General features: G+C 68.5%; 8 protein-coding genes. 6 read left to right on the top strand and 2 right to left on the bottom strand.

The window, feature by feature from the left end; all coding sequences use genetic code 11:
* Nucleotides 1-29 precede the first annotated feature (29 nt).
* Genes KXD98_RS16320 through KXD98_RS16310 form a run of 3 tightly spaced genes read left to right on the top strand, consistent with a single transcriptional unit; the run spans nucleotide 30 to nucleotide 5831 of the window.
* Nucleotides 30-4349, top strand: a complete 4320-nt coding sequence (locus tag KXD98_RS16320; protein WP_260765240.1) for an amino acid adenylation domain-containing protein — start codon at nucleotides 30-32, stop codon at nucleotides 4347-4349.
* Complete coding sequence (gene mbtG / locus KXD98_RS16315) at nucleotides 4346-5638, top strand: NADPH-dependent L-lysine N(6)-monooxygenase MbtG (RefSeq protein ID WP_260759411.1); 1293 nt, start codon at nucleotides 4346-4348, stop codon at nucleotides 5636-5638. The genes KXD98_RS16320 and mbtG overlap by 4 nt, the downstream gene beginning before the upstream one ends.
* Complete coding sequence (locus tag KXD98_RS16310; RefSeq protein WP_260759410.1) at nucleotides 5616-5831, top strand: MbtH family protein; 216 nt, start codon at nucleotides 5616-5618, stop codon at nucleotides 5829-5831. Before mbtG ends, KXD98_RS16310 begins: the two co-directional genes overlap by 23 nt.
* Before the next feature lie 127 nt (nucleotides 5832-5958).
* On the opposite strand, the gene KXD98_RS16305 is transcribed toward KXD98_RS16310, so the two are convergent.
* Both KXD98_RS16305 and KXD98_RS16300 read right to left on the bottom strand, forming a co-directional pair.
* Entirely contained in the window at nucleotides 5959-7425 is a 1467-nt protein-coding gene (locus tag KXD98_RS16305) for a hypothetical protein (protein WP_260759409.1), read from the bottom strand.
* A 235-nt stretch (nucleotides 7426-7660) separates the two neighbouring features.
* Nucleotides 7661-7975 (bottom strand): type II toxin-antitoxin system VapB family antitoxin, encoded by a 315-nt coding sequence (locus tag KXD98_RS16300; protein ID WP_260759408.1) that lies wholly within the window; start codon nucleotides 7973-7975, stop codon nucleotides 7661-7663.
* A gap of 134 nt (nucleotides 7976-8109) precedes the next feature.
* Between KXD98_RS16300 and hrcA the strand changes: the two genes are divergently transcribed.
* The 3 genes from hrcA to KXD98_RS16285 are packed head-to-tail and all read left to right on the top strand — an operon-like array spanning nucleotide 8110 to nucleotide 11088.
* Nucleotides 8110-9141, top strand: coding sequence for a heat-inducible transcriptional repressor HrcA (gene hrcA, locus KXD98_RS16295; protein WP_260759407.1), 1032 nt, complete (start codon nucleotides 8110-8112; stop codon nucleotides 9139-9141).
* A gap of 44 nt (nucleotides 9142-9185) precedes the next feature.
* Nucleotides 9186-10334 carry a molecular chaperone DnaJ gene (gene dnaJ / locus KXD98_RS16290; protein WP_260759406.1) on the top strand — a complete coding sequence of 383 codons (1149 nt, stop codon included), beginning with the start codon at nucleotides 9186-9188 and terminating at the stop codon, nucleotides 10332-10334.
* A 13-nt stretch (nucleotides 10335-10347) separates the two neighbouring features.
* Nucleotides 10348-11088: a 16S rRNA (uracil(1498)-N(3))-methyltransferase gene (locus KXD98_RS16285; protein ID WP_260759405.1), complete on the top strand. Its 741-nt coding sequence runs from the start codon at nucleotides 10348-10350 to the stop codon at nucleotides 11086-11088.
* Nucleotides 11089-11236: the final 148 nt, after the last annotated feature.

Here is an 11236-nt window from a genome sequence, read left to right as displayed (position 1 = left end):
CCGGGTCCATCAGCGCCATCGCCGATGTGATGGCGCTGAGCCCATTGCAGCAGGGCCTGTACTCGCTGACGGCGATGACCGACGGTGACGACCCGTACGTGATCGGCATGAGCGCCGACATCACCGGCGCGCTGGACTCCTCGCTGCTCTACGACTGCGCCGCGGCGATGCTGGTGCGGCATCCGAATCTGCGGGCCGGATTCTTCCAGGGCAGCCTGACCCGCCCGGTGCAGGTGATCCCGGAGCGGGTGCAGGTGCGCTGGCGGCATCAACAGTGTGATCCGGCCGAGGTCGACGCCCTGGAAGCCGAGGAGCGTCGACGCCGGTTCGACCTGGAGCATGGTCCGGCGATTCGATTCCTGCTGCTCGAAACACCGCAGCGGCGTTGGCGTTTGGTCATCACGGCGCACCACATCGTGATCGACGGCTGGTCGCTGTCGCTCCTGGTGTCTGAACTGCTTGCGCTCTACCGGTCCGGCGGCGACACCTCGGCGCTGCCGGCGTCGCCGCGACCTTACCGGGACTACATCGGCTGGCTGGCCGCCCGCGACCAGGATCACGGTCGGGCCTTGTGGCGCCGGCACCTGGCCGGGATCGACGGCCCGACGCTGCTGGCGCCGGCGCTGGGGGCGGCGACGCTGACCGACGGCTTGCCGACGACCACCGAACTGCGGGCGGATGTCGCGAGCACCACGGCGCTGATCGACGCTGCCCGGACCCGCGGTGTCACCGTCAACTCGCTGGTGCAGATGGCGTGGGCGGTCACCCTGTCGGCGCTGACCGACCACGCGGACATCGTCTTCGGTGTCACGGTCTCCGGCCGGCCCAGCGAGCTGGCCGGTGTCGAATCGATGATCGGGCTGTTCGTCAACACCGTTCCGTTGCGGGTCCGGTTGGATCCTCGGGTGAGTGCCGGCGCACAATGCCTGGCGCTGCAGCACGAGGCTGCCGCACTGCGCGACCACGGCTATCTCGGACACTCCGAGCTCAGGTCGCTGGGCGGTGTCGGTGAACTGTTCGACACGCTGTTGGTGTACGAGAACTTCCCGCCGGGCGCGGTGGCCGGGGCCGGGCCGCTGGAGGCCAACGGCGCCACGTTCACGCCGATCGCGCTGCAGAGCCTGGCCCATTTCCCGGTCACGATCGCAGCGCATCTCACCGAAGGCCGGCTGACGGTGCTGGTCGAGGCCAAGGACGGGGCGCTGGGGACGATCACGCCACAGTCGTTGGGGCAGCACCTGCTGGCCACGGTGTCGCAACTGATCGAGGGTTGGGACCGCCCGCTGCGCGAGGTCAGTGTCCTGCCCGGCGATCACCAACCCTGCGGTGCCGCGGTTGCCGTGCCGGAGCCCCCCGGTGTGCACCTGCGGTTCACCGAAACCGCTTCGGGCCGAATGGGTTCGGTGGCGTTGAGCTGGGACGGCGGCGAGCTGACCTACCGGCAGCTCGATGAGGCCGCCGACCGGCTGGCCGCGACACTGGTCGCCCGCGGTGTGGGCCGGGAGACTCCGGTGGCGATCCGGCTGCGCCGCGGCGCCGACTACGTGGTGGCCATGTTCGCCGTCCTCAAGGCCGGCGGCATGATCGTGCCGCTGGATCCGTCGATGCCGGCCGAGCGCATCGACGTCATCCTGCGCCGCTGCGGGGCGACCATCGTCATCGACGACGAGTTTCTGGCCGCAGCCGCGGGTATTTCGGCTGAATCGCCGGCGGCTTACCGGCCCGCCCGGCCGTTGCCCGGCCAAGGCGCCTACGTGGTGTTCACCTCGGGTACGACCGGAGAACCCAAGGGCGTCATCGGAACCCATCAGGCGCTGTTGGCCTATGCCGAGGACCACATCGCCGCGATTCTGCGACCTGCCGCCGACAGGGTGCGTCGGCCCTTGCGCATCGCGCACGCGTGGTCGTTCACCTTCGATGCCGCCTGGCAGCCGTTGGCGGCGCTGCTGGACGGTCATGCGGTCCATATCGTCGACGACGCCACCCAGCGCGACGCCGAGGCCTTGGTCGAGACCATCGGCCGATTTGGCATCGACATGATCGACACCACGCCGTCGATGTTCGGTGCGCTGCGCGATGTCGGACTGTCGGTGACGGTGCCGCTGGAGGTGCTGGCGCTCGGCGGCGAGGCCATCGACCCGGGCCGGTGGCAGCAGATCCGTCAGGAGTGCGCCCGCACCGGCATGTCGGCCTATAACTGTTACGGGCCGACCGAGACGACAGTCGAGGCCGTGGTGGCCGAGATCGCTGCCCACCAGCGGCCCACGATCGGTATGCCGACCGCCTCGAGCCGCGCCTACGTGCTGGATTCCTGGCTGCGGCCGGTGCCACCCGGTGTGACCGGGGAGCTGTATCTGGCAGGTGGTCAGCTGACCCGCGGATACCTCGGCAGGCCGGGGGAGACGGCGGCCCGCTTCGTGCCCGATCCGTTCGTGCCGGGTGCGCGGATGTACCGGACCGGCGACGTGGTGCGCCGAACGGTGGACGGCGCCCTGTCCTACCTCGGCCGGTCGGATTTGCAGGTCAAGATCCGCGGTTTCCGGGTGGAGCCGGGTGAGGTCGCCGCGGTCCTGGCCGGCCATCCGGCGGTGGTGCAGGCCCATGTCGTCGTCCGTCCCCAGCGCAGCGGCTCTCGTCTGACGGCTTACGTGCTGGGCCGGGCGTCGATCGGTGAGTTGCGGGCCTGGCTGACCGGGCGGCTGCCCAGGTACTTGATGCCCAACCGGATCGTCACGGTCGATGAGTTCCCGCTGACTTCCCACGGCAAGATCGACGAGCCCGCACTGGCCGCCTTCGACCCGCCCGCCGACAGTGCCGCCACGACCCCCGACACACCCACCGAAGGCGAGTTGGCCGCGGTGCTCGCCGAGGTGCTCGGCGTCGACGAGATCGACGTGACGGCCGACTTTCTCGAACTCGGATTGGACAGCATCGTGGCGCTGGCGGTGGTGCAGGCCGCCCGCCGCCAGGGGGTGGCGATGCGGGCGAGGCTGATGATGGAATGTGCCACCGTTCGGGAGCTCGCCGCGGCGATCGATCACGATGCCGCGCTGCCCCGCGGCGACGGCGCGCTCGACAGCGGACCGATTGCGTTGCTGCCCAACGCCCATTGGCTCTACGAATATGGTGACCCGCGCAGATTGGCATCGACCGAGGCGCTGCGGTTGCCCGAGGGCATCACCGCCGAACAGCTCGAGACCATGCTGCGCGGGGTCCTCGATGCCCATCCGGTGTTGTGCACCCGACTGGATCGCGACTCGATGACCCTGGTCGAGCATCCCTGCGACGCGCCGCTGACCGCCGCGCAGGTGGACGGTGATCTCGCGGTGGCGGTCGCCCGGCACACCGACGCCGCGCTGGGACGGCTCGATCCGCAACAGGGCGTGATGTTCGACGCCGTCTGGCTGCAGGTCCCCGACGGCGTTGACGTGCTGCTGCTGACCGCGCATGTGCTGGCGATGGATCCGGTGTCATGGCAGATCGTCATCGGTGACCTCGACGCCGGATGGCACGCGCTGGCCGATGGCCGGAGTCCGGCGATTTCGGCCGAGCACACCAGTTTCCGGCGGTGGTCGACGCTGTTGCACGAGCGGGCCCGACGGCTCGACGGTGCGCACTATTGGCTGGCTCAGCTCGACGGCGCCGACCCCGCGCTGGGCACCCGCCGGGTCCGACCGCAGACCGATCGCGCCGGTGATCTGGCGCTCAGTGTCGCCGTCCTGGATGCCCCGACCACGGCACAACTGCTGGCCGGGCCGCACTCGGTGCTCGATGCGCTGGTCGCTGCGTTGGGGCAGACGATCACCCGGTGGCGGGAACGCCGGGACCAGGCCACTGCCGCACCGCTGGTGGCGTTGGAGACACACGGGCGTACCCCCATCGCCGAGGCCGACACTGCGGACGCCTCCGATACCGTCGGTTTACTCTCGGCGATCTACCCGTTGCGGCTCGACGGTGACGATCCGCGAACCGTATCGGGCCAACTGGCCGGCGTGCCTGGCGGCGGTGTCGATTACGGGCTGCTGCGCTACCTGCGTCCCGACACCGCCGAAATGTTGAGCAGCCGAGCCCAACCGCAGGTTCTGCTGAACTATCTGGGCCGCACGGATTTTGCGGCGACCGGCGGCGCCGTGGTGCTCGATCGTGGCTTACTGACCGGCTTGACCACGGTTCCCGAGCCGAACCTGGCAGTCCATCACGAGCTGACCATCGTCGCAGCGGTCGTGGCGCACGGCGATCAACCCGCGCTGGCGACACAGTGGCGGTCGCTGCCCGACATCCTCAGTGCCACCGATGTCGAGGAACTGCAATCGATCTGGCTTGAGTGCCTGCGGAAGGTACTGCGATGAGCGCCACTCTGACGGTGGTGGGCGCCGGCGCCAAGGCGGTCGCGGTCGCGGCCAAGGCGGCCGTGCTTCGCGACATGGGTGTCGACGCACCCGAAGTGGTCGTGGTGGAACGTGCTGAGATCGCAGCCAACTGGGATGCGTTGGGCGGTTGGACCGATGGGCAGCACCGGCTTGGCACCAACCCGGAAAAGGACGTCGGCTTCCCGTACCGCTCGGCGCTGGTGCGCCGTCGCAACGCAGAACTCGACGAGCGGATGACCCGGTTCAGCTGGCAGTCCTTCCTGATCGCCACCGGAGGGTTCGCCGAGTGGGTGGACCGGGGGCGCCCCGCCCCGACCCATCGCAGGTGGGGCCAGTACCTGGGCTGGGTCGCCGACCAAGTCGGAATGACTGTGGTTTCCGGTGAGGTGCAGCGCATCTCGGTCGACAACGACCGCTGGTCGCTGCACACCCACGAGACGGTGCTGCAGTCCGACGGGGTGATGATCACCGGGCCGGGTCAGGCTGAGCGCTCTATCCTGCCGGGCCACCCGCGGGTGCTGTCTATCGCCCAGTTCTGGCACCGTGCCGCCGAACACGAGCGCATCGCTGCCGAACGGGTCGCGGTGATCGGCGGCGGCGAGACGGCCGCGTCGATGCTCAACGAACTGTTCCGGCATCGGGTGTCGACGATCACCGTGATCTCCCCGTCGGTGACGTTGTTCACCCGCGGCGAGAGCTTCTTCGAGAACACCTTGTTCTCCGATCCCACCGGCTGGACCGGCCTGACGCTGGCCGAACGCCGCGATGCGATGGCCCGCACCGACCGTGGCGTGTTCTCGGCGCGGGTTCAGGATGCGCTGTTGGCCGACGACCGGATCCGGCATCTGCGTGGTCGGGTTGCGCACGCCGTGCCACGTGACGGACGAATCCGGTTGACGCTCAAAAGCGATCGTGGGGGCGAGCGGCTGGAAACAGTGCACGGGTTCGACCTGGTCATCGATGGCTCCGGCGCCGACGCCGGTTGGTTTCTGACGCTGCTCGGCCAGGACGCGCGTGACCTGCTCGAACTGGGACTGGGTGGACCGCTGACCGGGGAGGCGCTGGAGGAGTCCATCGGGTATGACCTGGCCGTATCCAACGTCACCCCGAAGTTGTTCCTGCCCGGCCTGTCCGGGCTGAATCAGGGTCCCGGATTTCCGAACCTGTCCTGCCTGGGATTGCTGTCCGATCGCGTGCTGGGCGCCGAACTCGGAGCCGTGCAGCTGCATTCAACGAGGAGAAGTGATGAGCACCAACCCATTCGATGACGAGAATGGCACCTTCTATGTGCTGGTCAACGACGAGGACCAGCACAGCCTGTGGCCGGTTTTCGCCGATGTGCCCGCAGGGTGGCGGGTGGTGTTCGGAGAGGGCACCCGAGCGCAGTGCCTGGCTTACGTCGAGCAGAACTGGACCGATCTGCGTCCCCGCAGCCTGCGCGAGGCCATGTCGTCGGACTGACCCGGTCGAGGCCGCGCCGTACCACCTGAAATGACCCAACCCCTGAAAAGACCTTGGGGATAGCCGAATCGGCTATCCCCAAGGACCGTGTCCCCTCACCGAGGGGTCATCTCATCGTTTCAGCACGTCAGTCCGAGCTGCCCCGGCTGCGCTTCTCGCGACCACTGTCGTTGCCGCCCGTGTTGCCGCCGCCGGTCGATGCCGAGGCTTTGTTGTCGTCGGCGCCGGAAGCGGTGTCGTCACTGTCTGTGGCGACGGATTCCTTCGGATCCTCGACCTCGTCGGCCGCACCGAGGTCGATCGCCTCGTCCTCGGTCACATCGTCGACGTCGACGGTTTCGTCCGCCTCGTCGGTGACGGTCTCGTCGGTCTGATCGGTCACGCTGGTGGCCGGCGCGTCGCCGCTGGCGGGTGCCGAACCGGTCTCGGTCGAGACCAGGTCCAAGGTGATGGTGTCGGCCTGCTCGCCCACGGTGGTGTCGGCCGGCGACGTGGACTCGATGGCCGCGATCCGGGCTGCGGTGCTGGTTTCGGCTGGCTTCTCCATCTGCAGCGCCCGGGCGATCTGGGCCGGGATCTGAACGAAGAAGAAGTCGAAGGTTCCGGTGGGCGAGAACAGTCCGGGGAAGCTCTGGCCGGGTCCGGGCGGAATCGGGCTGTCCGGGTTGGTGACGAAGTCAGGCACGTATCCGTTGAGGAACGCGTTGAGGATCTTGGCGGGGGCGTTGATGACCTCGCTGGCCAGCGTCACCAGGTCCCCGGCCAGTAGCGCCGCGCGAGCGCGGTCGAGGATCTCGGTGGTCTGGAAGATCGCGGTCACCGTCGGGGCCAGCAGCGCCCGGCCGAGGTTCCCGATCACGCCGCGCGAGAGCAGACCCGCGCCGTACCCGGGTCCCTGAGTGCCCTCGTCCATCCAGGAGGTGCCGAGGATGCGTGCGAGCGGATCCAGTCCGATGGACTCCAGGAAGTCGCCGGGGATCCGCAGCGCGTCGAGCAGGGCGGCGCGCCCATCGGCCAAGCCGTCGGTCAGGAACCAGAAGTTGATCTCGGCGAAGGCGAGGGTGAATTCGCCGCGCGCCAGAAAGCCCAGCGTGTCGGCCAGCACCTGGGGCAGCTTCGTGAACGCGTCGCTACCGGCGCCCGACGAGCCCGCAAGGGCCGCCGCGATGCGCTCACCGTAGGTGGTGGGGAACGCGAAGGTCTCGCGCAGGATGTTCATCGGGTTGCTCAGCGTGCCGAACAGCGACTCGAAGAACTCGCGCTGCAGTGCCGGATTGCCCAGCGTCTCACCCAGCACGGTGGCCTGCTCGACCATGTTGAGCCCCAGCCCGCCGGTGCTGACCAGCGTGTTCGAGATGGTCGTCGCCAACACGGCCAGCGGATTCTCGAACGCCGAAAGATCCACCGTCGAGGCGGCCTGCGGGTTGGGCACCGTCGTGGTGGTCGGGGTGACGACCACCGGCGCGACGGCGAGCGCGCTGGCGGTCACCATGGTGGCACCGGCCAAGGCGAACTTGTTGACGCGCGAGGTGCGCGTTGCGCCAGTGGTCAGGTGGTCGCATCCGGCGGCGCCGGCACGAACATCAAGTTGCACGGGATCTCCTGTAGTTAGCTGTCATTGCCTGTGAGGCGACTTGAGATTAGCTGAGGGTAACCTTAGAAACAAGAGGGTTGCCTTACCTAATGGTGAGAAGTTCCAGGCCCGCAGCCGTGGCGTTCCCCTGCCATGAGCGGTTGTCGGGACGCGGTGGGGTCGCCGCCGCGGGTCAGCCGCGGGCGTGTTGACGCTGCGGAAATTTACTGGTTCGGCCGAACGCCGGTAGCGCCGCTCAGCGGGGTTGGGGTAGCGCTGCGTCCATGTCGAACACCCGGGCGTGCAGCACGGTCCGGTTGCGCAGCGCAGCCCGCACCGCCCGGTGCAGGCCGTCCTCGAGATAGACGTTGCCCCGCCAGCGCACAGCATGCGGGAACAGATCCCCGTAGAACGTCGAATCCTCGGACAGCAGCCGGTCGAGCGCCAACACGGTGGTGGTCATCACGAGCTCGTCGAGTCGGATCTGGCGAGGGGGAATCTGAGCCCACTGCCGATGCGTCAGACCGTGGTCCGGGTAGGGCCTGCCGTCACGTACTCCCTTGAAGATCATCGCGCCTCGTCTGCCCGTGCCCCCGCGGTAATACTTAGCTCCGCAAGATTAACCCGATGCGTCGTCGTCGGCACCAGCGCTGATCCCCGTAAAATGAACGGGTCCGGGACGGGTGAGCGAGAGGTGGGTGAACAATGGGCAGCGCGGATGACCGCAGATTCGAGGTGCTCCGAGCGATCGTCGCCGATTTCGTCGCCACGAAGGAACCCATCGGTTCCAAGACACTCGTCGAGCGGCACAATCTCGGCGTCTCCAGCGCGACAGTGCGCAACGACATGGCGGTGCTCGAGGCCGAGGGGTACATCGCCCAGCCTCACACCAGCTCCGGGCGCGTGCCCACCGAGAAGGGGTATCGGGAGTTCGTCGACCGGCTCGACGGCGTCAAGCCGATGTCGGGTCCTGAGCGCCGCGCGATCCTGCAGTTTCTGGAGACCGGTGTGGACCTCGACGACGTACTACGCCGAGCTGTCCGGTTGTTGGCGCAGCTGACCCGCCAGGTCGCCATCGTGCAGTATCCGCGGCTGTCGACGTCGACGGTGCGTCGGCTCGAGGTGGTGGCGCTGACCCCGGCCCGGCTGCTGTTGGTGGTGATCACCGACTCGGGCCGGGTGGACCAGCGCATCGTCGAACTGGGCGACAGCCTCGACGAGCATCAGCTGACCCAACTGCGTGACCTGCTCGGCGGGGCGTTGGAAGGTAAACCGCTCTCGGCGGCGTCGATCGCGGTCAGCGACCTCGCCTCGCACATCTCCGGGCAGGGCGGCCTGGCCGACGCGGTCGGCCGGTCGGCGACTGTGCTCGTCGAGACGCTTGTCGAGCACACCGAGGAACGACTGCTGCTGGGCGGCACCGCGAACCTGACGCGCAACACCGCAGATTTCGGCGGTTCGTTGCGATCGGTGCTGGAGGCCCTGGAAGAACAGGTCGTCGTCCTGCGGCTGCTGGCCAAGCAGCAGGAGGCGGGTAAGGTCACCGTGCGCATCGGCCACGAGACGGAGGCCGAGGAGATGGCCGGCACCTCGGTGGTCACCACCGCGTACGGCAGTTCGGGCAAGGTTTTCGGCGGCATGGGTGTGTTGGGTCCCACTCGGATGGACTATCCGGGAACCATCGCCAACGTCGCAGCAGTTGCTCTCTATATTGGCGAGGTTCTAGGAAGCCGCTGACCTGTTGCGGTTTACCGCCGGTCAGAGGGTGGGAAAGGTACAGCGTGGCACGCGACTATTACGGGCTGCTCGGAGTGAGCAAGGGCGCCAGCGACACGGAGATCAAACGCGCCTACCGCAAGCTCGCCCGTGAACTGCACCCCGACGTCAACCCCGACGAGGAAGCCCAGGCGCGGTTCAAGGAGATCAGCGCCGCCTACGAGGTACTCAGCGATCCGGAGAAACGACGCATCGTCGACCTCGGGGGCGATCCGCTGGAATCCGCGGCGGCCGGCGGTGGCGGAGGCTTCGCCGGGTTCGGCGGACTCGGCGACGTGTTCGAAGCGTTCTTCGGCGGCGGTACCGCCTCGCGCGGTCCGATCGGACGTGTCCGGCCGGGCTCGGACTCCCTGCTGCGGATGCGACTGGATCTGGAGGAGTGCGCGACCGGGGTCACCAAGCAGGTCACCGTGGACACCGCGGTGTTGTGCGATCTGTGCCACGGCAAGGGCACCAATGGCACCTCGACGCCGGTGACGTGCGATACCTGCGGTGGTCGCGGGGAGATCCAGACGGTGCAGCGCTCGCTGCTCGGGCAGGTCATGACCTCGCGCCCGTGCCCGGTGTGCGGCGGCGTCGGCGAGGTCATCCCCGACCCCTGTCACCGCTGCGGCGGGGACGGCCGGGTGCGGGCCCGGCGCGAGATCAGCGTGAAGATCCCGGCCGGTGTCGGCGACGGTATGCGGGTGCGGCTGGCCGCACAGGGCGAGGTCGGACCCGGCGGCGGCCCGGCCGGTGACCTCTATGTCGAGGTGCACGAGAAGCCTCACGACGTGTTCGTCCGCGACGGCGACGACTTGCACTGCACGATCTCGGTGCCGATGGTCGACGCCGCGCTGGGCACCACCGTGACCGTCGACGCGATCCTCGACGGACCCATCGACATCGAGATCGAGCCCGGCACCCAACCCGGTTCGGTGACCACGCTGCGCGGTCGTGGCATGCCCCACCTGCGCTCCGGCGTCCGCGGAAACCTGCATGCCCACATCGACGTGGTGATTCCGACACGGCTGGACCACGAGAACGTCGAGTTGTTGCGCTCCTTCCGTGAGCGCACCCGCGATACCGCCGCGGTCCGCAGCACGTCGGGTGCGAACTCCTCGCACGGCGGAGGCCTGTTCTCCCGGTTGCGCGAGACGTTCACCGGCCGCTAGGAGGGCTCGCCGCGTGCGCGACCTGTTCTATGTCGACGCGCTCCCCGACGTGGGTGAGGTGGCGCTGGTTGACGGGGACGCCGGATTCCACGCCGGCACGGTTCGGCGCATCCGCCCCGGCGAGCACCTCGACCTTTCCGATGGCGCCGGCGCGGTCGGACACTGCGTGGTCGAGGAGGTCACCAAGAACAGCCTGTCGGCGCGCGTTCAGGATCGCCGCGTCGTCGCCGGTTCGCGGCCATCGGTGACCGTCGTGCAGGCTCTGCCCAAATCCGAGCGTGCCGAGTTGGCGGTCGAACTGGCCACCGAAGCCGGTGCCGACGCGCTGGTGGCCTGGCAAGCCGCGCGGTGTGTGGCCCGCTGGGACGGAGCGGCCAAGATCGACAAGGGGTTGCGGCGCTGGCGGGCGGTGGCCCGATCCGCGGCGCGGCAGTCGCGACGTCCGCACATCCCCGTCGTCGCGGGCGTGGTAAGCACGCCGGAACTGGTCGAACGAGTCCGCGCTGCTGCTCCGGCAACGGTGCTGGTGCTGCATGAGTCGGCCACTGGCTCCTTTGTCGAGGCGGTGCCGGCCGACGCCGATGAGCTGATGCTGATCGTCGGGCCGGAGGGTGGCCTGGCCGACGACGAATTGGCCACGCTGAGCGATGCAGGCGCCGTGGCCGTGCGCCTCGGGCCGACCGTGCTGCGCACCTCGACGGCGGCCGCGGTCGCGCTCGGCGCGCTCGGGGTGCTCACTCGGCGCTGGGGCTGACGAAACCCCTGACAAACCCCCGGGGGGTAGTAGTTCGCGCAGAACTTAGATAGGTTAGCCTTCCCTTTAACCGTCAGAAGCCCCGAGGGCTGCGCCGATCTCAAAGGACTTCCGATTCTCACCCGTCTGGCCCGAGCGTGGATACCGC

Origin of the sequence: Mycobacterium sp. SMC-4 (assembly GCF_025263265.1) — a bacterium.
Taxonomy (GTDB): domain Bacteria; phylum Actinomycetota; class Actinomycetes; order Mycobacteriales; family Mycobacteriaceae; genus Mycobacterium.
The sequence above is the reverse complement of the archived record's forward strand: the minus strand, read 5'-3'. Positions and strand labels throughout refer to the sequence as shown.

Excerpts from the sequence above, each read along its gene's own strand:
- mbtG (WP_260759411.1), top strand. The coding sequence starts at position 4,346 with ATGAGCGCCACTCTGACGGTGGTGGGCGCCGGCGCCAAGGCGGTCGCG.
- KXD98_RS16320 (WP_260765240.1), top strand. The coding sequence starts at position 30 with ATGGCGCTGAGCCCATTGCAGCAGGGCCTGTACTCGCTGACGGCGATG.
- KXD98_RS16310 (WP_260759410.1), top strand. The coding sequence starts at position 5,616 with ATGAGCACCAACCCATTCGATGACGAGAATGGCACCTTCTATGTGCTG.
- hrcA (WP_260759407.1), top strand. The coding sequence starts at position 8,110 with ATGGGCAGCGCGGATGACCGCAGATTCGAGGTGCTCCGAGCGATCGTC.
- KXD98_RS16300 (WP_260759408.1), bottom strand. The coding sequence starts at position 7,975 with ATGATCTTCAAGGGAGTACGTGACGGCAGGCCCTACCCGGACCACGGT.